The 26606-nt window shown below is 63.2% G+C and carries 18 protein-coding genes; 14 read left to right on the forward strand and 4 right to left on the reverse strand.

From position 1 onward, the window contains the following. Position 1: 1 nt before the first annotated feature. Positions 2-2608, reverse strand: coding sequence for a bifunctional lysylphosphatidylglycerol flippase/synthetase MprF (mprF, locus tag BMG03_RS10760; protein WP_075774798.1), 2607 nt, complete (start codon positions 2606-2608; stop codon positions 2-4). Positions 2609-2852: 244 nt separating this feature from the next. Further along, positions 2853-4439, reverse strand: a complete 1587-nt coding sequence (locus BMG03_RS10765) for an alpha-amylase family glycosyl hydrolase (RefSeq protein ID WP_075774799.1) — start codon at positions 4437-4439, stop codon at positions 2853-2855. Positions 4440-4605: 166 nt separating this feature from the next. Here BMG03_RS10765 and BMG03_RS10770 point away from each other — a divergent pair, with 166 nt between their 5' ends. From BMG03_RS10770 to BMG03_RS10795, 6 genes are read left to right on the forward strand one after another with little or no spacing between them, the layout of a single operon-like run. Next, entirely contained in the window at positions 4606-7002 is a 2397-nt protein-coding gene (locus BMG03_RS10770; protein ID WP_075774800.1) for a glycogen/starch/alpha-glucan phosphorylase, read from the forward strand. 13 nt (positions 7003-7015) lie between these two features. Further along, positions 7016-9160, forward strand: a complete 2145-nt coding sequence (glgB, locus tag BMG03_RS10775; protein ID WP_075774801.1) for a 1,4-alpha-glucan branching protein GlgB — start codon at positions 7016-7018, stop codon at positions 9158-9160. A 26-nt stretch (positions 9161-9186) separates the two neighbouring features. Further along, a complete protein-coding gene (gene glgC / locus BMG03_RS10780) occupies positions 9187-10458 on the forward strand; it encodes a glucose-1-phosphate adenylyltransferase (protein WP_075774802.1) in 1272 nt (423 codons plus the stop codon). A gap of 58 nt (positions 10459-10516) precedes the next feature. Beyond that, the gene (glgA, locus tag BMG03_RS10785; RefSeq protein WP_075774803.1) at positions 10517-11938 is read left to right on the forward strand and encodes a glycogen synthase GlgA; all 1422 of its coding nucleotides are present in this window, start codon (positions 10517-10519) and stop codon (positions 11936-11938) included. Beyond that, on the forward strand, positions 11935-13953 hold the full coding sequence (gene glgX, locus BMG03_RS10790) for a glycogen debranching protein GlgX (protein ID WP_075774804.1): 2019 nt from the start codon (positions 11935-11937) through the stop codon (positions 13951-13953). The genes glgA and glgX overlap by 4 nt, the downstream gene beginning before the upstream one ends. After that, positions 13950-15575 (forward strand): alpha-D-glucose phosphate-specific phosphoglucomutase, encoded by a 1626-nt coding sequence (locus tag BMG03_RS10795; protein WP_075774805.1) that lies wholly within the window; start codon positions 13950-13952, stop codon positions 15573-15575. Before glgX ends, BMG03_RS10795 begins: the two co-directional genes overlap by 4 nt. A 123-nt stretch (positions 15576-15698) precedes the next feature. Here BMG03_RS10795 and BMG03_RS10800 read toward each other — a convergent pair whose 3' ends face one another. Together BMG03_RS10800 and cbbR are read right to left on the reverse strand one after the other, a co-directional pair. Further along, entirely contained in the window at positions 15699-16670 is a 972-nt protein-coding gene (locus tag BMG03_RS10800) for a quinone oxidoreductase family protein (RefSeq protein WP_075774806.1), read from the reverse strand. Positions 16671-16717: 47 nt separating this feature from the next. After that, positions 16718-17647 carry a LysR family regulator CbbR gene (cbbR, locus tag BMG03_RS10805; protein ID WP_075774807.1) on the reverse strand — a complete coding sequence of 310 codons (930 nt, stop codon included), beginning with the start codon at positions 17645-17647 and terminating at the stop codon, positions 16718-16720. Positions 17648-17754: 107 nt separating this feature from the next. On the opposite strand from cbbR, the gene BMG03_RS10810 reads away from it, so the two are divergent. From BMG03_RS10810 to BMG03_RS10845, 8 genes are all read left to right on the forward strand, one after another. Continuing rightward, positions 17755-18750, forward strand: a complete 996-nt coding sequence (locus BMG03_RS10810; protein WP_075774808.1) for a class 1 fructose-bisphosphatase — start codon at positions 17755-17757, stop codon at positions 18748-18750. Between the two features lie 3 nt (positions 18751-18753). After that, positions 18754-19626, forward strand: coding sequence for a phosphoribulokinase (locus tag BMG03_RS10815; RefSeq protein WP_075774809.1), 873 nt, complete (start codon positions 18754-18756; stop codon positions 19624-19626). 17 nt (positions 19627-19643) lie between these two features. Beyond that, positions 19644-21617, forward strand: a complete 1974-nt coding sequence (tkt, locus tag BMG03_RS10820; RefSeq protein WP_075774810.1) for a transketolase — start codon at positions 19644-19646, stop codon at positions 21615-21617. Between the two features lie 13 nt (positions 21618-21630). Continuing rightward, a complete protein-coding gene (gap, locus tag BMG03_RS10825) occupies positions 21631-22632 on the forward strand; it encodes a type I glyceraldehyde-3-phosphate dehydrogenase (RefSeq protein WP_075774811.1) in 1002 nt (333 codons plus the stop codon). A 58-nt stretch (positions 22633-22690) separates the two neighbouring features. Then, positions 22691-23770, forward strand: a complete 1080-nt coding sequence (gene fba / locus BMG03_RS10830; protein ID WP_075774812.1) for a class II fructose-bisphosphate aldolase — start codon at positions 22691-22693, stop codon at positions 23768-23770. A gap of 71 nt (positions 23771-23841) precedes the next feature. Then, positions 23842-25275, forward strand: a complete 1434-nt coding sequence (locus BMG03_RS10835) for a form I ribulose bisphosphate carboxylase large subunit (RefSeq protein ID WP_075774813.1) — start codon at positions 23842-23844, stop codon at positions 25273-25275. 41 nt (positions 25276-25316) lie between these two features. After that, a complete protein-coding gene (locus tag BMG03_RS10840) occupies positions 25317-25682 on the forward strand; it encodes a ribulose bisphosphate carboxylase small subunit (RefSeq protein WP_075774814.1) in 366 nt (121 codons plus the stop codon). An 83-nt stretch (positions 25683-25765) separates the two neighbouring features. Next, entirely contained in the window at positions 25766-26602 is an 837-nt protein-coding gene (locus BMG03_RS10845; RefSeq protein WP_075774815.1) for a CbbQ/NirQ/NorQ/GpvN family protein, read from the forward strand. Positions 26603-26606: the final 4 nt, after the last annotated feature.

A 26606-nucleotide genomic window follows, 5' to 3' on the forward strand; every position in this document is an offset into this window, starting at 1 on the left:
GTCAGTCCTTTGTCAGCAGGTTGCGCGCACCGCCGGAGATCAAGAGCGCGATCTCGGTCAGCGCGAGATAGGGCGAGGTGCCGGGCGGCAGCGCCACGTAATGCGGCCGCCATTCGGGGCGGAATTTCTGTTTGAACCGGCGCAGCCCCTCGAAATTGTAGAAGCTTCCGCCGTGACGATAAATCAGGTTTCCCACCCGGCTCGTGAGCCGCGCGGAGGCGTGATCGGGCAGCCCCGCCAGCGGTGCGAGGCCGAGGCTCAGCTCGGTCGCGCCGCGATCGCGCAGTGCCTCGATCAGGCCGAGGAACAGGAATTGCATGACGCCGTCGGCGGCTTCCGGGCGATATCGCATCAGGTCGATCGCGAAATGTTGCGCTCCGTTGCCGCCCAGAAGGTTCGCGAAGCCTAGGATCTCTCCCTCGCAGCGGATCAGGGCGATCTCGCAGTGGTTGAGGTAGCGCGGATCGAAGCGTCCGATCGAGAAGCCTTTCTCGCGGCCTTTCTGACCGGCGAGCCACGCATTGGAGATTTCCTGCAGCGTCGACAGCAGCTCGGGCGCATGCGGCGGGGCGGCGAGTTCGAGCGTGTATCCTTCGCGCAGGGCGCGGTTCTGCTCGGCCCGCATCGTTTTGAATTTCGACCCCGAAAGCGAGAACTTCTCCAGGTCGATCACGGCCTCCTCGCCGATCTTGTGCAGCGCGTAGCCCATCTCGATCCAGAGCGGCAGATTGCGCGTCGAGACCTCGTAGAAGACGGGGGTGAGCCCCTCGCTCACGGCGCGTTCGTGAAACTCCCATGCCAGTTGCCGCGCAGCCTCCGGCGGGCCGACGGGATCACCAAGGACGACCCGCATCCCGCCGCGCTGCGCATACATCAGGAAAGCGGAGCGGTCGGAGGAGAACATCACGCATTTGTCGCCCGTCAGCGCGAACCAGCCCTGCGGCACGTCCTGCGCGGCGAGGATCGCGGCGACCGAGGCATCCTGCTCGGGATCCACGGAGAAGGCGAAGTGGCGTATCGGGCGCAGCATCAGCCAAAGCAGGAAGCCCAACAGCAGTGCGCTGATCAGAAGACCTGCGCGAAGCGCCCGCGGTGTCGGCGAACGTGCGGTGAAATCGAGCCAGAGCGCGTTCGAATAAGGATGCGCGGCATAGGCGAGGAAGAAGAAAACCGCCGCCGAGGCCACCATCCCCACGATCACAGCCAGCCAGAGCGGGCCGTAGCCCCCTTCGGTGAGCGCGACCTGCCGGTGGAATGCGCGGCGAAACGGCAGAAGCACCAGCGCGGCAAGTGACAGGACGATGGCGTTGTCGATGTCGAGATCGGCCGCCATCACCGAGATCACACCGAGCACGAGCCCGGCGAGCGCCAGCCAATAGGCGAGCCGCACCCGGCGAACCAGACCATGCGAGAGGACGATCAACAGCACGCCCGCCAAGGCGCAAAGCTGGGTGCCGCCCTCGGCCAGAACCGCCGTGATCAGCCCCGGCTCGCCGCCTTGCTGGCCCAGTACGGGCATCAGCGCGACGATAACCATCCAGAAACCGAGGCCAAGCACCGCAACCCCTGCGATCCGTGGCGCGATACCCTCGATGCCGTTGATCACCGGGCGCATCGGCTCGGATATCTCGCCGAAGACGCGCGTGGCCCAGCCGCCTGCGAGACGCGCCTCGTTCAGCGAGACCACCACGAAGGCGATCACGAAGGGCAGCAGGAAATAGATCATCCGGAAGGCCAGCAGGCCCGCCGCGGCATCGCCGAGGGGCACGCCGGCGGGCAGGGCGGCGATCACCACCGTCTCGAACACGCCGACCCCGCCGGGCACGTGACTGAGAATGCCGACCATGCTGGCCGCAGCGTAAATCGCGACGAAGCTCGCGAAAGGTGGCGTGCCTGCGGGCATCAGCACCCAAAGCGCGCCCGCCGCCATCGTCGAGTCGAAGAGCGCCACGCCGAGTTGCCCGACAAGGATACGCGGGGCCGGCATCGCGATCTCGCGGTCGCGGATGCGCAGGGCGCGCCCCGTATAGGACAGGTAGAAGGCGCCGCCCAGGATCAAGGCCGTCGCGGCCAGCGCGCCGACGCGGATCAAGGACTCGGGCGCCGAGATGACGCCGGCGAGCGCAGCAGGATGCACGGAAAGCGCCAGAACGCCCACCATCGTCAGCCCGAGCCCCATCGCGATCGCGATATAGGAGGACAGCGCCGCGACCTCGAACGCGTTCAGCCCGGCGGCGGAGTAAATGCGGTAGCGCACGGCGCCGCCCGAGATCACGCTGATCCCGACCGTGTTGCCGAAGGCGTAGCCAAGGAACCCGCCAAGCGCGACGGTGCGCAGGGGCAGTTTTTTGCCGAGGTAATGCAGCGCCCAGAAATCATAGCCGACAAGCGCCACGTAGCCCAGCGAGGTCGCCCCCACGGCCGCGCCGAGCGTGGGCCACGGCGTCGCCCTGATCTGTGCGATTACCTGGCGCACGTCGATGCTGGCGAGCAGATGATGCAGCGCCCAGAGCCCCATCAGGAACAGCAGCAGCCCCAGCGCGATCGGCCAGAGTATCTTGACGCGCGACGAGGCAGGGGCGGCTTGCGCCGGATCAACGTGAACCATCTTGTATTTCCAAGTTTTTCCAATCTCTGGCGGAACGATCGCAGAAGGAATTTATGTCCTTCTTAAAATTCCGTAAGAAATCGCTTCCGATGGCATCTTATCGACCGAGACGGCGCGGCTGACCAGAGGCAGAGCACCGGAATGCGAACGGCGTCGAGAGCAAACGCTCCCGACGCCGTCGCGGGTCCGAGACGTGGCGGCAGGCTGCAATTCGGGGCCCGCGCGCCGCGTTTTTCCGGTTTGGTTAGATCTTCAGCCAGGCGGCGCCGTTCGGGCCAAGGGACAGGGTGCCGTCCTCCAGCGTCGCGGCGAGGCAGGGGCCGACAAGCTCCCCGTCCGCTTCGAGCGTCACCGGATCCGGGCCGAGGTTGAAGTAGCAGGCGAATTTCGTCTCGCCATCGTCGCGGATGAAGCCGAGGATCGGGTCCGGCAGGTCGAGGAAGGTCGACGCGCCTTTGCGCAGCACCGGGTTTTCCTTCCGGAAGGACAGCACGCGACGGTAATAGGCCAGCACCGAGTGCGCGTCGGCCTCCTGCACCGAGACCGCCCGGGCGGCTTGCGGCGGTTTCACCGGCAGCCACGGCTTGGCCTTGGAGAAGCCTGCATTCGTGCTTTCGTCCCAGACCATCGGCGTGCGGCAGCCGTCGCGGCCCTTGTTCTCGGGCCAGAAGCGTAGGCCGGGCGGGTCGGTAAGCTCGTGATATTCCATCTCGGTCTCGGTCTGGCCGAGTTCCTCGCCCTGATAGATGCCGATCGTGCCCTGGAACGAGGCGAGCATCGCGATGGCCAGCCGTGCGATGCCGTCCTCGGTGCCGTATTTCGCCCAGCGGGTCACATGGCGCTGCACGTCGTGGTTCGAGAAGGACCAGCTCGGCCAGCCATCGGGGGCATTCTCGAAGAAGCCTTCGATCTTGCCGCGGAAATGCGCGGGCGAGAATTTCGGCCCCAGCATGTCGAAGCTGTAGGCCATGTGGAGGCGATCGACGCCGCGCGTGTATTCCTCCATGAGCCCGAGCGCGCGATGCGGCGCTTCGCCGACTTCGCCGATCAGGGTCCGGTCTTCGTATTCGTCCATCACCACGCGCATCTTCTTGAGGAAGGTGATGTTCTCGGGGCGGTTCTTGTCGAACTCGTGATCCTGCATGTCGTAGGTCGAGACCGGCGGCCAACGCTCCGGGTCGGGTTCCATCGCCGGGTTGTCGCGCAGCTTGGGGTCGTGGAAGTAGTAGTTCACCGTATCGAGCCTGAAGCCATCGACGCCGCGATCGAGCCAGAAACGGAAAATGTCGAGCAATTCCGCCTGCACCTCGGGATTGTGCAGGTTCAGGTCGGGCTGTTCGATCAGGAAATTGTGCAGGTAATACTGGCCGCGCTCGGGGGCGTATTCCCAGGACGAGCCGCCGAACACCGCCTGCCAGTTGTTGGGCGGGCTGCCGTCGGGCTTGGGATCGGCCCAGACATACCAGTCCTTCTTCGTACCGCCTTTCTTGGAGTCCTTGAACCACGGGTGCTGATCGGAGCTGTGCGAGATCACCTGATCGATCACGACCTTCAGGCCCAGTTCATGCGCCCGCGCGACCAGCGCGTCGAAATCCTCCAGCGTGCCGAATTGCGGATCGATACCGCGATAATCGGACACGTCATAACCCATATCAGCCATTGGCGAGGTGAAGATCGGCGACAGCCAGATCGCATCGACGCCCAGCGAGGCGACATGATCGAGCCTGCGCGTGATCCCCTTGAGATCGCCGATCCCGTCGCCCGAGTCGTCTTGAAAGCTACGCGGATAAATCTGGTAGATAACCGCTCCGCGCCACCAATCCTTCGCCATGAATCGCTCCTCTTTCAGTTTCCTGTTGCCCGTTAACGCGGCAAGGGTAGACTTGTTAGCGCAAACGGCAACAGCTGCTCAGATGGTTTCTACGCCGTCGCTTGACCTTGAACAGGGGGCGGCTCATCAATCAATTGCTATCTGAAGAGATCCGGAGACCTCCCCCTTGAAAGACACCCAATTGCCCAGTGCCGAGACGGTTCGCGAAGAAATTTTGCACCACATCACATTTTCGATGGGCAAGGATCCCGATCACGCCTCGGTCTATGACTGGCGCATGGCACTGAGCCTCGCGATACGTGACCGGGTCGTGGCGCCGTGGTTCGCGGCCACCCGCCGCACCTGGGAGGAAAAGCGCAAGCGGGTCTACTATCTCTCGATGGAATTCCTGATCGGACGGATGCTGGAAGATGCCGCGATCAATCTCGGGCTGCGCGCGATCTGCCGCGAGGCGATCGAAGGGTTGGGGCAGGACTGGGAGACGGTGGTCGAGAACGAACCGGATGCCGCGCTTGGCAATGGCGGGCTGGGGCGGCTGGCGGCGTGCTACATGGAGAGCATGGCGACGCTGGGCTGCCCGGGCTACGGCTACGGCATCCGCTACGAGCACGGCCTCTTCAAGCAGCGCTTCGAGGGCGGGCGTCAGGTCGAGACGCCTGAGGATTGGCTCAAGCAGCGTCATCCGTGGGAATTCGAGCGTCCAGAGGCGGCCTACGAGATCGGCTTCAAGGGCCATGTCGAGACGCTGGACGGCAAGCCGCATTGGATCCCCGGCGAGACGGTGCTGGCCGAGGCCTATGACATGCCGATCATCGGCTGGGAGGGCAAATGGGCGAACACGCTGCGGCTGTGGTCGGCCAAGCCCACCGAGCTCTTCGACCTCGCGCGGTTCAATCACGGCGATTATGCCGCCGCGGCCGAGCCCGAGGCTCTGGCGCGGACGTTGAGCCGCGTGCTTTACCCGGATGACACGACCTATGCGGGCAAGGAGCTGCGGCTCAAACAGGAGTATTTCCTGACCTCCGCCGCGCTGCAGGACATCATGCGCCGACATCTGGCTTCGGGCTATACGCTCGAAGAGCTGCCAGACTATGTCGCTATCCAGATGAACGACACGCATCCGGCGATCGCCGGGCCGGAACTGATCCGCATCCTCGTCGATCTGCATGACATGGAGTTCGAGACCGCGCTCGAGATCACGATGCAATGTCTGGGCTATACCAACCACACGCTGCTGCCTGAAGCGCTCGAACGCTGGGCGACCTATCTGATGGGCACGGTGTTGCCGCGCCATATGCAGATCATCGAGAAGATCGACAGTTGGCACCGCCGCACCTATCCGAAACGCGCGCATTTCGTGGGGATCGTGAAGCATCAGGAAGTGCGGATGGGCGAGCTGGCCTTCATCACCTCGCACAAGGTGAACGGTGTATCGGCGCTGCATACCGAGCTGATCAAGCGCAACCTCTTTCCCGAGCTCGACGCGTTGCATCCGGGGCGGATCATCAACCAGACCAACGGGATCACGCCGCGCCGCTGGCTGCGGATGGCGAACCCGGCGCTGTCCCACCTCATCATCGACACGATCGGCGAGGGCTGGGAGGCCGATCTCGACAAGCTGCGCACGCTCGAGCCTTACGCCGATGACGCGGGCTTCCGCGAGGCCTTCATGGGCGCGAAACGCCATAACAAGGTGCATCTCGCGGAGTGGGTGCACGAAAGCCAAGGGATCACCATTGACCCCGACGCGATCTTCGACATTCAGGTCAAGCGCATCCACGAATACAAACGCCAGCTGCTGAACATCCTGCAGACCATCGCGGACTGGCATGCGATCCGCGAGAACCCGCAGGCCGATTTCCAGCCGCGCGTGAAATTCTTCGGCGGTAAGGCCGCGCCGGGCTATCACACCGCGAAACAGATCATACGGCTGATCAACGACGTGGCGCGGGTGGTGAACAATGACCCTTACGTCGATGGGCGCCTCAAGATAGTCTATCCGCCGAACTACAACGTCTCCATGGCCGAAAGACTGATCCCGGCCGCCGATCTGTCAGAACAGATCTCGACTGCGGGCAAGGAAGCCTCCGGCACCGGCAACATGAAGTTCGCATTGAACGGTGCGCTGACCATCGGCACGCTCGATGGCGCGAATGTGGAAATCCGTGAACAGGTCGGCGCGGAGAACTTCTTCCTCTTCGGCATGACCGCCGACGAGGTGATGGAGCGCCGCCGCGATCCCGAACATGCGCGCAACGCGATCCTTGAAAGCCAGCCTTTGCAGGACGTTTTGCAGATGATCGCCGAGGGACGTTTCTCTCCGGAGGAACCAGAACGCTATCACGATCTTGTTCATAACATGTGGCACAGCGATTATTTCCTCGTTGCCTCCGATTTCGAGGCCTACCGGACCGCCCAGAAAGAGGTGGACACGGCCTTCGCCGATCGCGCAGGCTGGGCGAAGATGGCTGTTTTGAACACCGCGCGGATGGGGTTCTTCTCTTCCGACCGGGCAATCAAGGGCTACATGGACGAGATTTGGACCACGCGATCTGCCCTGTGAACCAAGGAGCGATATGACACTTTCCCGCGACGAGGCCGAAGCGCTGATCGAAGCGCATCATCCCGACCCGTTTTCCGTGCTGGGTCTTCATGACGGGAAAATCGTGGCACTCGTGCCCGGGGCGGACGAGGTCTGGGCGCTCGGGAAAAAGGACGTCGCGCTGGAGCCTGTGGTGCCCGGGGTCTTCGCCGGAAATTGGAGCGAGGAGACCTATTATCTCCGCGCGCGACGCGACCAGACGACTTGGGATTTCGACGACCCTTACAGCTTCGCGCCGGTGCTTGGACCGATCGACGAGTATCTGATCGGGGAGGGGACGCATAAGCGTCTCTGGGAGAAGCTCGGCGCCCATGCGATCACCCATCAAGGCGTCGAAGGCGTCCATTTCGCGGTCTGGGCGCCCAATGCGCGCCGGGTCTCGGTCGTGGGTGAGTTCAATTTCTGGGACGGGCGGCGTCACCAGCTGCGCCGGATCGGTGCGTCCGGCGTGTGGGAGATCTTCGTCCCCGGCATCCATGAAGGCGCGCTCTACAAGTACGAATTGCTCGACGCCGAGGGCACGGTGCTGCCGCTGAAGGCGGACCCGGTCGGCTTCGGCGCGGAGCATCCGCCTGCGCAGGCCTCGGTCGTGCGCAAGCTGGGGCTGCACCGCTTCGGTGACAGCGCATGGTGCCAGACCCGGGCCGAGGCGCAGGAACGTCACGCGCCGATCTCGGTCTACGAGGTACACCTGGGTTCGTGGATGCGAATCTGGGACGATGGGGGCAGGCCGCTCTCGTACCACGAGTTGGCCGAGAAGCTGGTCGATTACGTTTGCGACATGGGTTTCACCCATATCGAGTTGCTTCCCATTACCGAACACCCGTTCGACGGCTCCTGGGGCTATCAGCCGATCGGGCTTTACGCCCCGACGATCCGCCACGGCCGCCCCGAAGAATTCGCGGAGTTCGTCGATGCCGCACACCGGAAAGGGCTCGGCGTCATCCTCGACTGGGTGCCGGGCCATTTCCCGACCGACGATCACGGGTTGAGACATTTCGACGGCACGGCGCTTTACGAGCATGCCGACCCGAAAGAGGGCTTCCATCAGGACTGGAATACGCTGATCTACAATTACGGGCGGCGGGAAGTGTCCAACTACCTGCTTGCCAACGCATTGTTCTGGCTGGAGGAATATCACCTCGACGGGCTGCGCGTCGATGCGGTGGCCTCGATGCTCTACCGCGATTACTCACGGTCGGCGGGCGAATGGGTGCCCAACAAATATGGCGGGCGCGAGAATCTCGAGGCGATCGAATTCCTGCAGAACATGAACGCGGCCTCTTACGGCGGCGCGGAAGGCATCATGACGGTGGCCGAGGAAAGTACCGCCTATCCCGGGGTCACGCAGCCCGTGCATGAGGGCGGGCTCGGTTTCGGCTACAAGTGGAACATGGGCTGGATGAATGACAGCCTGCGCTATTTCGCGCGCGATCCGCTTTATCGCAAATTTCACCATAACGAGCTGACCTTCGCGAGCTCGTACGTTTACAGCGAGAATTTCATTCTGCCGATCAGCCATGACGAGGTCGTGCACGGCAAAGGCTCGATGCTGGGCAAGATGCCGGGAAGCGAGCCCGAGAAATACGCCAACCTTCGGGCCTTCTACGCCTTCCAATGGGCGCATCCGGGCAAGAAGCTTCTCTTCATGGGGCAGGAATTTGGCCAGTGGTCGGAATGGAGCCACGAGCGCGAACTGGACTGGTATCTTCTGAACGATCCGCGCCACGAGGGGCTGCGCGCGCTGGTGCGTGACCTCAACCGGCTCTACCGCGACACGCCCGCGCTGCATTGGGGCGATTGCGATCCGCAGGGTTTCGAGTGGATCGCGGCCAACGATTCCGAGGCCTCGGTCTTCATCTTCGAACGCCGCGCGCCCGGCTCCGATCCGGTGGTGGTCGTCGCGAACCTGACCCCGGTCGAACGCAGCTACCGCATCGGTCTGCCCCAGAGCGGCGAATGGTGCGAGATTTTGAACACGGATTCCGAATTCTATGGCGGTGGCAACCGCGGCAATCTCGGCGCGATCGCCGCTGAAGACCACGCCCATGGCCGCTGCGCCCATAGCGCGGAGGTATATTTGCCGCCGCTGTCAGTCGTGATGTTCACGCCCGCATAAGCGGTGCCCAGAGGAGGGGGAGGATTATGAAACCACAGCCCAACACGCGCCTGAGCGCACAGGCCATGGCCTTCGTGCTGGCGGGCGGCCGCGGGAGTCGCCTCAAGGAGCTCACCGACAGGCGCGCGAAACCCGCGGTCTATTTCGGCGGCAAGACCCGGATCATCGATTTCGCTCTGTCGAACGCGCTCAATTCCGGCATCCGCAAGATGGCCATCGCCACGCAATACAAGGCGCATTCGCTGATCCGCCACATCCAGCGCGGCTGGGATTTCTTCCGCGCCGAGCGGAACGAATATCTCGACATCCTGCCCGCAAGCCAGCGCGTAGCCGATAGCCGCTGGTATGCGGGCACCGCCGATGCGGTCGCTCAGAACATTGATATCGTTGAAGATTACGGCGTGAAATACGTCATCATCCTTGCCGGCGACCATATCTACAAGATGGATTACGAGGTGATGCTGCGCCAGCATGTCGAGACCAAGGCCGATGTCACGATCGGCTGCCTGACGGTGCCGCGCATGGAGGCGACGGCCTTCGGCGTGATGGCGATCGACAAGACCGGCCAGGTCACCGATTTCCTCGAAAAGCCGGCCGACCCGCCCGGCATGCCCGGCGATCCCGATCACGCGCTGGCCTCGATGGGAATCTATGTCTTCGACTGGGAATTCCTGCGCGAATTGTTGATCCGCGACATGGAGGATCCGAATTCAAGCCACGATTTCGGTCATGACCTGATCCCGCAGATCGTCAAGCACGGCAAGGCTATGGCGCATAAGTTCTCGGATAGCTGCGTGACGACGGGACTGGAGACCGAGCCTTACTGGCGCGACGTCGGTACGGTCGACGCGTTCTGGCAGGCCAATATCGACCTCACGGATTTTACGCCGAAGCTAGACCTCTATGACACCGAATGGCCGATCTGGACCTATGCCGAGATCGTGCCGCCCGCGAAATTTATCCACGATGAGGACGGACGACGGGGCTCTGCGATCTCCTCGCTGGTTTCTGGCGATTGCATCGTCTCGGGTGCGGAGGTGCGCAATTCACTGCTTCATACGGGCGTGCGTGCGCATAGTTTCGCAAGCCTCGAGGAGGCGGTGGTGCTGCCTTACGTCGATATCGGGCGACATGCGCGGCTCAGCCAATGCGTGATCGACCGCGGCGTGCAAATCCCCGCAGGCCTTGTCGTGGGCGAGGATCCGGAAGAAGACGAGAAGTGGTTCCGCCGGTCGGAAGGCGGGGTCGTGCTGATTACGCAGGCGATGCTCGACAAACGCGCGGCGGCATTGGACTAACTGGGGTGGATAGCGGGGCGCTGCCCCGCACCCCGGGATATTTGGAAAGAGCGAAGACATGAAACGCGTGCTCTCGGTTGCGTCAGAAGCGGTTCCACTGATCAAGACGGGCGGTCTGGCCGATGTGGCAGGTGCGTTGCCCGCCGCTCTCAAAGGGCAGGGCTGGGAGATGCGGGTGATGATCCCGGCCTATCGCGGAATCCTGAAAAAGCTGAAATCGCCGAAACCAGTGTGGGAACGCGAGAGCCTCTATGGCGGTCCGGCGCGGCTGGTGCTGGGCAAGGCGGGCGGCATGGAGGTTCTGGCTCTGCAGGCCGACCATTTGTTTGACCGTGACGGGGGCCCGTATTCCGAAGACGGGCGCGACTATCCCGACAATGCCGAACGCTTCGCAGCCCTCAGTTTCGTCGCCGCCGAGATCGCGTGCGAGGGCGCGGGCAAATGGCAGCCCGATCTGGTGCATTGCCACGATTGGCAGACCGGGCTCGTGCCGTGGTATCTGCGCGGCACTGGCATCCCGACCGTGATGACAATCCACAACATCGCGTTTCAGGGCCGGTTCGGCCGCGACAAGCTGGCAGCCCTCGGGCTGCAGGCGTGGGATTTCACCCGCGAAGGCGTGGAGTTCTGGGGCGACATCTCGACGCTCAAGGCTGGGTTGGTTGCGGCGAGCGCAATCACCACGGTCAGCCCGCGTTATGCCGACGAGTTGATGCGCGGCGAGTTCGGCATGGGTTTGGAAGGTGTCATTCAGGCCCGCGCGGGCGATCTGCACGGTATCCTCAACGGCATCGATCTGGAGGTCTGGAACCCTGAGGCCGATCCGGAGGCGACGTCTTTCTCGGCTACGAAGCTCGGTGGGAAATCTAATAATCGCAAGGCCTTGGAAGCCGAGTTTGAACTGGATGCGCCGGGGCCGCTTGCGATTCTGATTTCGCGCCTGACAGCGCAGAAGGGGATGGATCTGATCGCCCCGGCGCTCGAGCCCTATCTCGAAGCGGGCGGTGGCCTTGCCGTGCTTGGATCGGGCGATGGCTGGGCCGAGGATGCGATGCGCGAGCTTGCTGCGCGCCATCCCGGTCGGGTTGGCGTGAAGATCGGCTATGACGAGGCGCTGAGCCACCGGATGTATGCGGGCGGCGACGCGGTGCTGGTGCCCTCGCGGTTCGAGCCCTGCGGGCTGACGCAGCTTTACGGGCTGCGTTATGGCTGTATCCCGGTGGTCTCTGCCGTCGGCGGTCTGGCCGATACGGTGGTGGGCGCAACCCCCGCGACCGAAGCCGCGGGCGCATCGACCGGCATCGTGTTCCATCCCGTTGACGATCTGGCGCTGCGGCAGGCGCTGATGAAATTGATCGCGCTTTACGGCGATCGAAAAGGCTGGTCCGCGATGCAGCGCCGCGCCATGAAGACCGACTGGGGCTGGGAGCGGTCAGCCGCGCGCTATGCCGCGCTGTATGACGACCTTGTCGCTCGATGAAGGTCACCCCAGGGAAACCGGACCCGCTGGGCGCGACGCCCTGCGAAGGTGGCGTGAATTTCGCGCTTGCTTCGGCCCATGCCGAGAGGGTGGAGCTATGCCTGTTCAACGGCGAGAAGGAAGAACGCATAGACTTGCCGGGACGTTCGGGGCCGATCTGGCATGGCCTCGTCGAGGGGCTCAATCCGGGCGCACGCTATGGCTACCGGGTGCATGGGCCCTGGTCCCCCGAAGCTGGACATCGGTTCAACCCGGCGAAGCTGCTGATCGACCCCTACGCGCGGCAGATCGACTCGAAGATCAGCTGGCAAGCACCTATGCAATATGGAAAATCCAGGCCAGACCGACGAAACAGTGCGAGCGTTGTGCCGAAGTCGGTCGTGACCGATATCGAGCGGCCCAAATGGGATCGCCCGCGCCACAGCTGGTCGGAAACAGTGATCTACGAGGCCCATCCCAAGGGGCTGACGATGACCCATCCGGACGTGCCCTTGGCGCTGCGCGGCACATGGGCAGGGCTCGCCTCTGATCCGATCCTGTCGCATCTCGCCGATCTTGGGATCACCGCGATCGAGCTGCTGCCGAGCTGTGCCTATCTCGACGACCGCTTCCTGGTCGAGAAGGGGTTGAGCAACTACTGGGGCTACCAGCCGATCGCCAATTTCGCGCCCGAGCCGCGCTATTCCGGGCCAGATCCGCGCGGCGAATTCCGCGACATGGTGCGGCGCTTCCATGGGGCCGGGATCGAGGTGATCCTTGATGTCGTCTACAACCATACGGGTGAGGGCAACGCGGTCGGGCCGATGCTCAGCCTTCGCGGCCTCGACAATGCGAGCTATTACCGCCTGACACCGGACGGCGCCTATATCGACGAGACCGGAACGGGCAATACGCTGGACCTGTCGAACCCGCTTTGCCTGCGTCTGGTGATGGATTGCCTGCGCCATTGGGTCGAGGAGATGGGCGTCGACGGCTTCCGCTTCGATCTGGCCGCGACGCTCGCGCGCGGATCGTCGGGGGCGGTCGAGGCGCATTCGCAATTTCTCACCGCGATCGAGCAGGATCCCGTCCTGCGGAGCGTGAAGCTGATCGCGGAGCCGTGGGATATCGGGCCGGGCGGCTATTACCTCGGTGGCTTCCCGCATCCGTTCACCGAATGGAACGACCGTTTCCGTGACGACGCGCGGCGCTTCTGGCGCGGTGATCGTGGGATGGCGGGCGATCTGGCGCGACGCGTCGCGGGCTCGGCGGAGATCTTCGACCAGATGGGGCGGCCCGCGACGGCATCGGTGAATTTCATCACCGCGCATGACGGATTTACGTTGCAAGACCTCGTCTCCTATGGCGAAAAGCAGAACCTCGCGAATGGCGAGGAAAACCGCGATGGCCATGATGCGAACTTCTCGGAGGCGCTCGAGGACCCTGAGGCGCAGGCTTTGCGCAAACGCGCGTTGCTCGCGACGCTGCTGATGAGCCAAGGCGTTCCGATGCTGCTGGCGGGCGACGAGATCGGCAATTCTCAGGGCGGCAACAACAATGCCTATGCGCAGGATAACGAGGTCGGTTGGATCGATTGGAGTGGACCTGACGAGACTTTAACAACATTCGTCAAACGCTTGATAGAGATACGAAAAAATCACCGCGTCTTGCGGCAGAACCGCTATCTGCATTCGCTGATCCGCAAGCAGGACGGGATGCGCGATCTGATCTGGCGGCTCGCCTCGGGGCAAGAACCCGAGCCGCATGATTGGAACGATCCCGAGCTGCGCTGCATCGGTGTCGAGATCCGTGGCGCCGCCGAGGGGCCGGCAGGCGAGGCGGGGAGCGAAGCGGTCTATGTGATCCTCAACGCAGGGCCCAAACAACGGGTGCAGTTACCTCCCGGTCGCTGGACCTGCTTGATCGATTCCGCGTTTCCTGAACGGGAGGCGGAACAATTGGTCGCCCCTGAGGCTTGCCTTGCCGCACAATCCGTTCAAGTCTTTACCCGCGCAACAGTGCAGGAGAAATCATGACCCGCCACGCGACCCAGCCCATCGACGGCCAGAAACCCGGAACCTCGGGGCTGCGCAAGAAAACCCGCGTATTCATGCAGCCGAACTATCTCGAGAACTTCGTCCAATCGACCTTCGACGCGATCGGCGGCGTGCGGGGCAAGACTTTGGTTCTTGGCGGTGACGGGCGCTATTTCGGGCGTGAAGCTGCGAGTACGATCCTGAAAATGGCGGCTGCCAATGGGGCCGCGCGGATGATCGTGGGGCAGGGTGCGTGGCTCTCGACGCCCGCCGCCTCGAACCTGATCCGGCAGCGTCAGGCGAACGGCGGCATCATCCTCTCGGCCAGCCACAATCCGGGCGGCCCGGACGAGGATTTTGGCGTCAAATACAATAGCTCCAATGGCGGTCCAGCGCCGGAATCGATCACTTCGGCGATCCACAAACGCACGCAGGAGATCACCGAATATCATCTGCTCGACGCGGCAGACCCGGATCTGGACAGCGTCGGTGAGACGAAACTGGGAGAGATGACCGTCGAAGTCGTCGACCCCGTGACCGCCTATGCCGACCTGATGGAAACGATATTCGATTTCAACGCTTTGCGCGATGTCTTTAAGGCGGGCTTCCGGATGCGGATGGACTCGATGTGCGCCATCACCGGACCTTACGCAGTCGAGATCTTCGAGAACCGTCTCGGTGCGCCGGCGGGGACCGTGACCCATGGCACGCCGCTGCCGGATTTCGGCGGTATGCATCCCGATCCGAACCCGACCTGGGCGCATGAGTTGATGGACGAGATGATGGGCGCAAACGCCCCGGATTTCGGCGCGGCGTCGGATGGCGATGGCGACAGGAACATGATCCTTGGCGCGGGCACTTATGTCTCGCCGTCGGACAGTCTTGCTGTGCTGGCCGCAAATGCGCATCTCGTTCCGGGCTACAAGGACGGGCTGAAGGGCGTCGCGCGCTCGATGCCGACCTCTGCGGCGGCGGACCGGGTGGCCGAGGCGCTTGGCCTCGATTGCTACGAGACGCCGACGGGCTGGAAGTTCTTCGGCAACCTGATGGATGCGGGGCGCGTGTCGCTCTGTGGCGAGGAAAGTTTCGGCACGGGCTCCGACCATGTGCGCGAGAAGGACGGGCTATGGGCGGTGCTGATGTGGCTCAACATCCTTGCCGCGCGGAAGATGTCGGTGGCCGAGATCATGGCCGATCATTTCGCGCGCTATGGCCGCAACTACTATTCGCGCCACGATTACGAGGCGCTGCCGACCGAGCAGGCAGAGGCGATGCTGGACGATCTCCGTGGCCGCCTTGGAGAGCTGAAAGGGACGCAGGTCGAAGGGCTTACGGTCGAAAGCTCAGACGAGTTTTCCTATACCGATCCGGTCGATGGCTCGGTCGCGGAAGGTCAGGGTTTCCGTATTCTGTTCGAAGGCGGTTCGCGCGTCGTGCTGCGTCTGTCGGGCACGGGCACCGAGGGCGCGACGCTGCGCGTGTATCTCGAGCGCTATGCGCCGGGACCGGACGGGCTGGACCATGATCCGCAAGAGGCGCTGGCACCGATCATCCGGGCGACAGAGGCGTTGGTGGGCATCCGCGAACGTACGGGGCGAGAGAGGCCCGACGTCATTACCTGAGCGCTACAGGCAAGAAATCCTGAACCGAAACAAAGTCGGGGGGCTGAAATCACCCCCCGCTTTATTATCAACGTAATACCTATAATCGGTATTATGTAAAATATGATTGCGGTTTGACGCCCATTATGGGGTCAAAACCGTGCTCCCGACCGTTTTCCGGCCCTCCAGCGCCTCATGGGCTGCAGCAACATCCTCCAGAGAAAATGTCTGTGGCACGTCGATCTTGATGTCGCCTTTTCCAATCATCTCAAAGAGTTCTGCGGCGGAGTTTCGTAGCCACCCCGGTTGATCCGTGTGTTGGAACAAGGTCGGACGCGTCAGGAACAGCGAGTTGCGCGCAAGATCGCCGATCTTGAACTGATCCGCCGGTCCCGAGCTTTGTCCGAAGCACACCAGCGTGCCGAAGCGCTTGAGCACATCGAGCGACGTCATCACCGTGTCGGCGCCCACCGAGTCATAGACCGCCGCGACGCCTGCGCCGTCGGTGAGCCGTTTGACCTCTGCGCCGAAATCCTCAGTCCGGTAATCGATCACCGCGTCATATCCGTGCTCAAGAGCACGCGCGCATTTCTCAGGCCCGCCAGCCGTACCGATCGCGCGTACGCCCTTGGCCTTGAGCCATTGACCCGCGATCGAGCCGACGCCACCAGCCGCCGCGTGGAAAAGCACGGTGTCACCGGACTTTACCGGATACGAGTGATGGATCAGGTAATGCACGGTCAGACCCTTAAGCATCACCGCCGCCGCGACTTCGTCGGAAATATCGTCCGGGATCGGCACCACGTTTTTCGCCGCGATCACCCGGTGGCTCGCGTAAGCGCCGTTGGGCTGCGTATAGGCCACGCGCTGCCCGACCTGCAGATCGACGCCGTCGCCGACCGCCTCGATGACGCCCGCCGCTTCACCGCCGGTGATCAGGTCGCTCTCGACCGGCCACGGATAAAGACCCGTGCGGAAGTAAACATCAATGAAATTCAGACCGATAGCGGTATGTCTTAAGGTGATTTCGCCCGGGCCCGGCTTCGGAACCTCTATTTCGATCTTGTGGAATTGGTCGCGCCCGCCGGGGCGCGCGATTGCCATCGCATAGGCCATGATATCCTCCCTGTTGCCGCGCAAAGGTACTGCGCGCAGCCCCGGCGTCAATCCGGGATCGGATGCGGCAGGAAGGCGCCGTTCATCTCGACGATCTGATCCCAGACGCGCAGCGCCAGTTCGCGCGGGCGTTCGCTCTCGCGGCGCACGAGGAACCAATGACGCATCAGCGGCAAACCAGGCGCCGGGATCAGCGCCAGACGTCCGGTCTCCAGCTCGTCCGTCACCGTGTGCAGGCTGAGAAACGCGATGCCGAGACCCGCCATCACCGCCTGCTTGATCGTCTCGTTGCTGTCCATCTCCAGCGTGTCATAGAGCCGCCCGTCACCGACCCGGTCGAGCCAGCGCGACATCAGGATCCGCGTCCCCGACCCTTCCTCGCGCGAGATGAAGGTCTCGCCGAAAAGCCGCTCGACATCGTCTGCCTTGGCGACAAGCGGATGGTCCGGCGGCGCGACCAACGCATGCGGATGCTGGCCGATCGGCTGCGCCACGACCGGCGGATGGCGCGGCGGTCGGCCCATCACGGCGATGTCGAAACTGCCGCGCTCGATCCCCTCGATAATGGCCGAACGGTTGCCCACGCGCAGCGCGACCTCGATCTCGGGATGGGCGTCTTGCAGCATCTTCACCAGCCGCGGCGCGAAATACTTGCCGGTGGAGACGACGCCGAGCGTGATCCGACCCACCTGCCCCCGTGCGATGGCGCTCAGCGTCGCTTCGGCCTGCGACAAGTTGTCCTCGATCCGCAGCGCGCTCTCGCGCAGCGCTTTGCCTGCTTCGGTCAGCTCGGATCCGGCGCCATCAGCGGCACGCTGGATCAGCTTCATCCCGATCGCGTCCTCCAGTCCCCTGATTTGCGTATGAATTGCTGGGGTTGTGAGGTTCAGGCTCTCTCCGGCAGCCGTCAGCGAACCGCCGCGAGCCACCGCATCGAGCGCGCGTAATTGCTTCAGCGTCACAGCATTCATCCGCATTGGGTTTCAAATTTCCTTAACGCACATTCCCTTTATTTAAATTTCATAAAAAACCGATCCGGGCAATGGTCTGGCTCACAAGAACATCGTCTTTGGAGGAGGAGAAGATGTCCGTGAGTTTCGACGGCCTCGGTATTTCTGCCGATCTTGCCGACACCATGACCCGCTTGACCAGCGTCGGTGCCCAGCTTGCCCGCATGATTGCGCGCAACGGGCTGGACGGAAATCTGGCGGAAGCGGCTGGCACCAATGCCGGTGGCGACGGGCAGAAAGCGCTCGACGTGATCGCGGACGAGGCCTTCATGGCCGCGCTGCGCGGTGGTGCGGTGCGCCATTACGCCTCGGAAGAGCAGGACGAGGTGGTCGATTTCGGGACCGGCACGCTCGCGCTCGCCATCGATCCGCTCGACGGGTCGTCCAATATCGACGTGAATGTCTCGATCGGCACGATCTTCTCGATCTTCGAGGCAGCCGACGACACGGAGGCCAGCTTCCTGCGTCCGGCGAACGAGCAGATCGCGGGCGGCTACATTATCTTCGGACCGCAGACCGCCCTGGTCGTGACCTTCGGGAAGGGTGTGCAGCAATGGGTTCTCGAGCCCGGAAGCGACATCTGGCGCCGCGTGGCCGATCCGAAGCCCCTGCCCTCCGAGACCTCGGAATACGCGATCAACGCCTCGAACTACCGCCACTGGCCGCAGCCGATCCGCGCCTTCATCGACGATCTCGTCGCCGGCGCCGAAGGCCCGCGCGGGCGCAACTTCAACATGCGCTGGATCGCGTCGCTGGTGGCCGAGACCCACCGCATCATCTCGCGCGGCGGCGTGTTCCTCTATCCCGGTGACGACCGCGAAGGCTACCAGCGCGGACGCCTGCGGCACGTCTATGAATGCGCGCCAATCGCGATGCTGATCGAGCAGCTCGGCGGCGAGGCCACAGACGGCGCCGATCCCATCATGTCCGCGACGCCCGACCGGCTGCATGCCCGCACGCCCTTCGTATTCGGCTCGGCCAGCAAGGTCGCCCGCGTCGCCGCCTATCACGACTTGCCGCAGGATGAAGCCCACGCGCTCTTCAATACCCGCGGCCTCTTCCGGAGCTGATACATGTCCAAGAAACACCCCATCATTTCCGTCGTCGGTTCCTCCGGTGCAGGTACCTCGACGGTGAAATCGACCTTCGACCAGATCTTCCGCCGCGAAGGGATTTCCGCAGTCTCAATCGAGGGAGACGCCTTCCACCGCTACAACCGCGCCGACATGAAGGAAGAGCTGCAGAAGCGGTACGACGCGGGCGATCAGGGCTTCTCCCACTTCTCCTACGAAGCCAATGAACTCAAAGAGTTGGAGCGCGTCTTTCGCGAATATGGCGAGACCGGCAAGGGCAAGACCCGGCATTACGTCCATGACGATGCCGAAGCCGAGAAATGGGGCACGCCTCCCGGTCATTTCACCGACTGGAGCGATTTCGCCGACGAGACCGATCTGCTTTTCTACGAAGGACTTCACGGCTGCGTGGTCAATGACGAGGTGAACCTCTCGGCGCTGGCCGATCTGAAGATCGGCGTGGTTCCGGTGATCAACCTCGAATGGATCCAGAAGATCCATCGCGACCGGGCCTCCCGCGGCTATTCGACCGAAGCCGTCACCGACGTGATCCTGCGCCGCATGCACGCCTATGTGTATTGCATCACGCCGCAATTCACTGAGACGGATATCAATTTCCAGCGCGTGCCGGTCGTAGACACTTCGAACCCGTTCATCGCGCGCTGGATTCCGACCGCGGATGAGAGCCTCGTGGTGATCCGCTTCAAGAACCCGCGCGGGATCGATTTCCCTTATCTCACCTCGATGATCAACGGCTCGTGGATGAGCCGCGCCAACTCGATCGTCATTCCCGGCAACCGTCAGGATCTGGCCATGCAGCTGATCCTCACCCCCCTCATCGAGCGCCTCGTGCGCGAAGCGAAGCGGGCTTGAGAAGGATGAAAAAGGCGATGAAAGATATTCAAATTACGCAAGAAACCCGGATGGCGAATGCGATCCGCGCGCTCGCGATGGATGCGGTGCAAAAGGCCAATTCTGGCCATCCCGGCATGCCGATGGGCATGGCCGATGTGGCGACGGTTCTGTTCAACCGCTTCATCAATATCGATCCCACCGCGCCGAAATGGCCCGATCGTGACCGCTTCGTGCTGTCGGCCGGGCACGGTTCGATGCTGCTCTACGCGATCAACCATCTGCTGGGCTATGAAGACATGGGCATGGACCAAATCAAGGCGTTCCGCCAGCTGGGTTCGCGCACCGCTGGTCACCCGGAATACGGCCATGCCGACGGGATCGAAATGACCACCGGGCCGCTTGGTCAGGGTGTCGCGACCGCCGTGGGTATGGCGATTGCCGAGAAGATGAAGAACGCGCGCTATGGCGCCGATCTGGTTGATCATTTTACCTATGTCATCGCGGGCGACGGCTGCCTGATGGAAGGGATCAGCCACGAGGCGATCGACCTCGCGGGTCATCTGGCGCTCGGCAAGTTGATCGTGCTGTGGGACGACAATTCGATCACCATCGACGGCGACACCGATCTCTCCACCTCGATGGATCAGAAGGCGCGTTTCGCCGCCGCCGGCTGGCATGTCGTTGACTGCGACGGCCACAGCCCGACCGAGATCGCCGCTGCGATTGAGGCCGCGCGTCAGGATCCGCGCCCGTCGATGATCGCCTGCCGCACCATCATCGGCTTCGGTGCGCCCAACAAGCAAGGTGGCCACGATGTCCACGGCGCGCCGCTGGGTGACGCCGAGATCGCTGCCGCGCGCAAGCAACTGCATTGGGACCATCCGCCGTTCGAAATTCCGGCCGCGATCTACGAGGAATGGGGCCGGATCGCCTCGCGCGGCGCGCGGGCGCGGGCGGAATGGGAGACGAGGCTGAACGCCGCGACCGCTCGCGCCGACTTCCTCGCCGCAGAGGAGGCCGACACCAGCGCCCTGCCCGCCGCGATCGCCGTCTACAAGCGCAAGCTGTCGCAGGACAGGCCCAAGGTAGCGACCCGCAAGGCGAGCCAGATGGCGCTGGAAGTGGTCAACGCCACCCTGCCCTTCACCGTGGGCGGCTCGGCCGATCTGACCGGCTCGAACCTCACGAAATCCTCGGGCATGAAATCGATCACGCCTACCGATTTCACCGGCGATTACATCCATTACGGCATTCGCGAGCACGGCATGGCCGCTGCGATGAACGGTATCGTGCTCCATGGCGGGCTGCGGCCCTATGGGGGCACCTTCCTGGCCTTCGCCGATTACTGCCGCCCCGCAATTCGTTTGTCGGCACTGATGGGCGTGCCGACCTGCTATGTCATGACCCATGACTCGATCGGCCTCGGCGAGGACGGTCCCACCCATCAGCCGGTAGAGCATCTGGCCTCGCTCCGGGCCATACCTAACCTGCTCGTGCTCCGACCAGCCGATGCGGTGGAGACCGCCGAGGCCTGGGAAATCGCCATGACCTCGACGGCCACGCCGACGATGATCGTGGCCTCGCGTCAGGGTCTGCCGACGGTTCGCACCGAACATACGGACGAGAACCTCACCGCCCGCGGCGCCTATCTGCTGCGCGCACCCGAGGCCCGCGACGTGACGCTGATCGCCACCGGGTCCGAAGTTGAGATCGCAATGGCCGCTGCCGAACAACTGGCCGAGCAAGGGATCAAGGCCGCGGTCGTCTCCGCGCCGTGTTTCGAGCTTTTCGAGAAACAGGACGCGGCCTATCGCGCCGAGGTTCTCGGCGATGCCCCGCGCGTCGGCTGCGAAGCCGCGATCCGTCAGGGCTGGGATCTCTTCCTGCGCCCCGAGGACCGCTTCGTGGGCATGACCGGTTTCGGAGCCTCGGCCCCTGCCCCGGCGCTCTACGAACACTTCAACATCACGTCCGAAGCGATTGTTTCGGATGCAAAAGAACTGATCTGAGGGACTAACGAGAATGACGGTTAAAGTTGCCATCAACGGGTTTGGACGTATCGGCCGCAACGTGCTGCGCGGGATCATCGAGTCGGGTCGCACCGATATCGAGGTAATTGCGATCAACGATCTGGGCCCGGTCGAAACCAACGCCCATCTGCTGCAATTCGACAGCGTCCACGGCCGCTTCCCGCAGGAGGTCACCACCGGCGAGGACTGGATCGACGCAGGCCGCGGCAAGATCAAGGTCACCGCGATCCGCGACCCGAAGGAGCTGCCCTGGGGCGACGTGGACATCGCGATGGAATGCACGGGCATCTTCACCGCGCGGGAGAAAGCTGCCTTCCACCTGGAGAACGGCTCGAAGCGCGTGCTCGTCTCGGCCCCGGCGGCCGGTGCTGACAAGACCATCGTTTACGGCGTGAACCACGGTGCGCTGACCAAGGACGATCTGGTCGTGTCGAACGCGTCCTGCACGACGAACTGCCTTTCGCCGGTCGCCAAGGCGCTCAACGACGCGATCGGCATCTCGAAAGGCTTCATGACGACGATCCACAGCTATACCGGCGACCAGCCGACGCTCGATACGATGCATCCCGACATGTATCGCGCCCGCGCCGCCGCGCTGTCGATGATCCCGACCTCGACCGGGGCCGCGAAGGCCGTGGGTCTGGTGCTGCCGGAGCTCAACGGCAAACTGGACGGAGTCGCGATCCGCGTGCCGACGCCGAATGTCTCGGTCGTCGATCTGGTCTTCGAGGCCGCGAAAGATACCACTGTGGAAGAGGTCAACGCGGCTATCCGCACCGCCGCCGATGGTCCGATGAAAGGCATCCTCGGCTATACCGACAAACCCAATGTTTCCAGCGACTTCAACCACGATCCTCACTCTTCGGTCTTCCATATGGATCAGACCAAGGTGATGGACGGCCGGATGGTCCGAATCCTCAGCTGGTACGACAACGAATGGGGCTTCTCCAACCGCATGGCCGACACCGCCGTCGCGATGGGAAAGCTCCTCTGACCGCGGCGCGACCGGTTAGGCCCGCAACGTAAGGCCCACAACGTAAGGAACACCTGATATGGCACTGATTACGCTCAGACAATTGCTCGATCACGCCGCGGAACACGGCTACGGCGTGCCGGCGTTCAACATCAACAACATGGAACAGGGTATCGCCATCATGAAGGCGGCGGCGAAATGCGACGCCCCCGTCATCATGCAGGCCTCGCGCGGTGCGCGCAGCTATGCCGGTGACATCATGCTGCGCCACATGATCCAGGCGCTGTCGGAGATGTATCCCGATATCCCGCTGTGCATGCATCAGGACCACGGCAATAACGAGGCCACCTGCCTCACCGCGATCCGCCACGGCTTCACCTCGGTGATGATGGACGGCTCGCTGAAAGAGGACATGAAGACCCCCGCCGATTGGGACTACAATGTCAGCATCACCAAGCGCGTGGCCGACATGGCCCATTGGGTCGGCGCTTCGGTCGAGGGCGAACTGGGCGTGCTCGGCAATCTCGAGACTGGAGAAGCGGCGGAGGAAGACGGCTCGGGCGCGGTTGGCAAACTCAGCCACGATCAGCTGCTGACGGATCCCGACGAGGCGCTGGATTTCGTCAAGCTCACCAAGGTCGATGCGCTGGCGATCGCCTGCGGCACCAGCCACGGCGCCTACAAGTTCTCGCGCAAGCCCACGGGCGACATCCTCGCGATCAGCCAGATCGAGAAGATCCATGCGAAGATCCCGAACGTCCATCTGGTCATGCACGGCTCGTCCAGCGTGCCGCAATATCTGCAGGACCTGATCAACGAGTCCGGCGGCGAGATGCCCCAGACCTACGGCGTGCCCGTCGAAGAGATCGAGCGCGGCATCAAGTCGGGCGTGCGCAAGGTGAATATCGACACCGACAACCGAATGGCCCTGACGGCTCAGTTCCGCAAGGTCGCGCAAAGCAAGCCGACCGAATTCGACCCGCGCAAATTCATGATCCCCGCGATGGAAGAGATGGAGAAGCTCTGCCTAGACCGCTTCCAGCGCTTCGGCACCGCCGGGAATGCCAGCAAGATCAAGGTGATCGACCTCGACGACATGGCCAAGCGCTATGCCGAGGGATCGCTCGACCCGGTGATTTCCGCGGCCAAGGCCGCCTGACACACCCGCGATCCCGGCAGTCGAGCGCCCGGGGCCGCAGTTATCGGATTTAGGGAGACAAGGAGACCCCGATGAACCAGCATGCAAATCCCGGTAAATACAGCGCCGGCGTCAAGGAATACCGTGAAACCTATTGGGAGCCGAACTACACCCCCAAGGACAGCGACGTGCTCGCCGTCTTCAAGATCACGCCGCAGCCCGGCGTCCCGCGAGAGGAAGCCGCAGCCGCCGTCGCCGCAGAAAGCTCGACCGGCACCTGGACCACGGTCTGGACCGACCTGCTGACCGATCTCGACTACTACAAGGGTCGTGCCTACGCGATCGAGGACGTGCCGGGCGATGACGAGAGCTACTACGCCTTCATCGCCTACCCGATGGGTCTGTTCGAAGAGGGCTCGGTCGTCAACGTCTTCACCTCGCTCGTGGGCAACGTCTTCGGCTTCAAGGCCGTTCGGGCCCTGCGTCTGGAAGACGTGCGCTTCCCGCTGTGGTTCGTGACGACCTGTGACGGCCCGCCCCACGGCATTCAGGTCGAGCGCGACAAGCTCGACAAATACGGCCGTCCCTTCCTGGGGTGCACGATCAAGCCGAAGCTGGGTCTCTCGGCGAAGAACTACGGCCGCGCGGTCTACGAGGCGCTGCGGGGGGGACTCGACTTCACCAAGGATGACGAGAACATCAACTCGCAGCCCTTCATGCGCTGGCGCGACCGTTTCGAGTTCTGTCAGGAAGCGATCGACAAGGCCGAGCGCGAAACCGGCGAGCGCAAGGGCCACTACCTGAACGTCACCGCGCCGAACATCGAAGAGATGTACAAGCGCGCCGAGTTCGCCAAGGAGATCGGGTCGCCGATCATCATGTCGGACTACCTGACGATGGGCTGGGCCGCGCAGGCCTCGCTGAGCCGCTGGTGCCGCGATAACGGCATGCTGCTGCACGTGCACCGCGCGATGCATGGCGTGATCGACCGCCACCCCAAGCACGGCATCAACTTCCGCGTTCTCGCGAAGATGCTGCGCCTTCTGGGCGGCGACCACCTGCACTCGGGCACCGTCGTCGGCAAGCTCGAAGGCGACCGCGAGGCGACGCTGGGCTGGATCGACCTGATGCGCGACAAATACGTCAAGGAAGACCGCTCGCGCGGCATCTTCTTCGATCAGGACTGGGGTCAGATGCCGGGCGTGCTCCCGGTGGCTTCGGGCGGCATCCACGTCTGGCACATGCCCGCGCTGGTCAACATCTTCGGCGATGACAGCTGCCTTCAATTCGGCGGCGGCACGCTGGGCCACCCCTGGGGCAACGCCGCCGGTGCAGCGGCCAACCGCGTCGCGGTCGAGGCCTGCGTCAAGGCACGCAACGAGGGCCGCGATCTCGAGAAGGAGTCGAAAGACATCATGACCTCGGCCGCGAAGCACTCGCCCGAACTCAAGATCGCCATGGAGACGTGGAAAGAGATCAAGTTCGAGTTCGACACCGTGGACAAGCTGGACGTGGCGCACCGCTAAGGCGCGCCCCTCCCACAAACGCCTGAGAAAGGACTGACACCATGAGTGAAATGCAAGATTACGGCTCCCGCATCTCGGACCCGAACAGCCGCAAGATGGGCACCTTCTCCTATCTGCCCCAGCTCAGCGATGACGAGCTGCGCAAGCAGGTGGAGTACATCGTCTCGAAAGGCTGGAACCCGGCCATCGAGCATACCGAGCCCGAGAATATGCGCTCGAACTTCTGGTACATGTGGAAGCTGCCGATGTTCGGGGAAACCGATGTCGATGCGATCTTCCGCGAGATCGAGATGTGCAAGAAGGCCAACCCGGGCAACCATGTCCGCCTCGTCGGCTACGACAACTTCAAGCAGACGCAGGGCACCTCGATGGTGGTGCACCGCGCCGACATGTCGGCCTCTGCCTGATCTGATACCGGGGCGGGCTGCCGATCGCGGCGGCCCGACCTGCCCCATTTTTCCGGATTTTCCAGCGCGACGGAGAGCCACCCATGAGCGATATCGACCCAGACCAGTTCCGCGTGAAGACCGAGCCCTACTACCGGCCCGTCGGCAACGAGATCGAACAATACGCCGCCGCCTATGACGTGCGGATGCCGGTGATGCTCAAGGGCCCCACGGGCTGCGGCAAGTCGCGTTTCGTCGAATATATGGCGTGGAAGTTGCAGCGCCCGTTGATCACCGTGGCCTGTAACGAGGACATGACCGCGTCCGACCTGATCGGGCGGTTCCTCCTCGATATCAACGGCACGAAATGGCAGGACGGCCCGCTGACCGTTGCCGCGCGGATCGGCGCGATCTGCTATCTCGACGAGGTCGTCGAGGCCCGTCAGGACACAACCGTCGTCATCCACCCGCTGACCGATCACCGCCGCCAGCTGCCGCTGGAGAAGAAGGGCGAGCTGGTCGACGCGCATCCCGATTTTCAGGTCGTGATCTCGTATAACCCCGGCTACCAGTCGATGATGAAGGACCTCAAGCAATCGACCAAGCAGCGCTTCGGCGCGATGAGTTTCGACTACCCCCAGGCCGCGACCGAGGCCGAGATCGTCAGCCACGAGGCCGGGATCGACCTCAAGACCGCCGAACGCCTCGTGCAGGTCGCCCAACGCTCGCGCAATCTCAAGGGCCACGGGCTCGATGAGGGCATGTCGACGCGCCTTCTGGTCTATGCGGGCCAGCTGATCTCGCAAGACATCCCCGCGCCCGCCGCCTGCCAAATGGCGCTGGTGGAGCCGCTGACCGACGACGCCGATATGCGCGACACGTTGCAGGCGGCCGTCCAGACCTTCTTCCCCGAGATCACCGACAGCTCGAAGGTGGCGTAAGGAG

Source organism: Thioclava nitratireducens (genome assembly GCF_001940525.2).
Taxonomy (GTDB): domain Bacteria; phylum Pseudomonadota; class Alphaproteobacteria; order Rhodobacterales; family Rhodobacteraceae; genus Thioclava; species Thioclava nitratireducens.

Bases quoted from the DNA above. Each gene is read 5' to 3' on its own strand.
- mprF (WP_075774798.1), bottom strand. From the start codon at position 2,608: ATGGTTCACGTTGATCCGGCGCAAGCCGCCCCTGCCTCGTCGCGCGTC.
- BMG03_RS10765 (WP_075774799.1), bottom strand. From the start codon at position 4,439: ATGGCGAAGGATTGGTGGCGCGGAGCGGTTATCTACCAGATTTATCCG.
- glgB (WP_075774801.1), top strand. From the start codon at position 7,016: ATGACACTTTCCCGCGACGAGGCCGAAGCGCTGATCGAAGCGCATCAT.
- glgC (WP_075774802.1), top strand. From the start codon at position 9,187: ATGAAACCACAGCCCAACACGCGCCTGAGCGCACAGGCCATGGCCTTC.
- glgA (WP_075774803.1), top strand. From the start codon at position 10,517: ATGAAACGCGTGCTCTCGGTTGCGTCAGAAGCGGTTCCACTGATCAAG.
- glgX (WP_075774804.1), top strand. From the start codon at position 11,935: ATGAAGGTCACCCCAGGGAAACCGGACCCGCTGGGCGCGACGCCCTGC.
- BMG03_RS10795 (WP_075774805.1), top strand. From the start codon at position 13,950: ATGACCCGCCACGCGACCCAGCCCATCGACGGCCAGAAACCCGGAACC.
- BMG03_RS10800 (WP_075774806.1), bottom strand. From the start codon at position 16,670: ATGGCCTATGCGATGGCAATCGCGCGCCCCGGCGGGCGCGACCAATTC.
- cbbR (WP_075774807.1), bottom strand. From the start codon at position 17,647: ATGCGGATGAATGCTGTGACGCTGAAGCAATTACGCGCGCTCGATGCG.
- BMG03_RS10810 (WP_075774808.1), top strand. From the start codon at position 17,755: ATGTCCGTGAGTTTCGACGGCCTCGGTATTTCTGCCGATCTTGCCGAC.
- BMG03_RS10815 (WP_075774809.1), top strand. From the start codon at position 18,754: ATGTCCAAGAAACACCCCATCATTTCCGTCGTCGGTTCCTCCGGTGCA.
- tkt (WP_075774810.1), top strand. From the start codon at position 19,644: ATGAAAGATATTCAAATTACGCAAGAAACCCGGATGGCGAATGCGATC.
- gap (WP_075774811.1), top strand. From the start codon at position 21,631: ATGACGGTTAAAGTTGCCATCAACGGGTTTGGACGTATCGGCCGCAAC.
- fba (WP_075774812.1), top strand. From the start codon at position 22,691: ATGGCACTGATTACGCTCAGACAATTGCTCGATCACGCCGCGGAACAC.
- BMG03_RS10835 (WP_075774813.1), top strand. From the start codon at position 23,842: ATGAACCAGCATGCAAATCCCGGTAAATACAGCGCCGGCGTCAAGGAA.
- BMG03_RS10840 (WP_075774814.1), top strand. From the start codon at position 25,317: ATGAGTGAAATGCAAGATTACGGCTCCCGCATCTCGGACCCGAACAGC.
- BMG03_RS10845 (WP_075774815.1), top strand. From the start codon at position 25,766: ATGAGCGATATCGACCCAGACCAGTTCCGCGTGAAGACCGAGCCCTAC.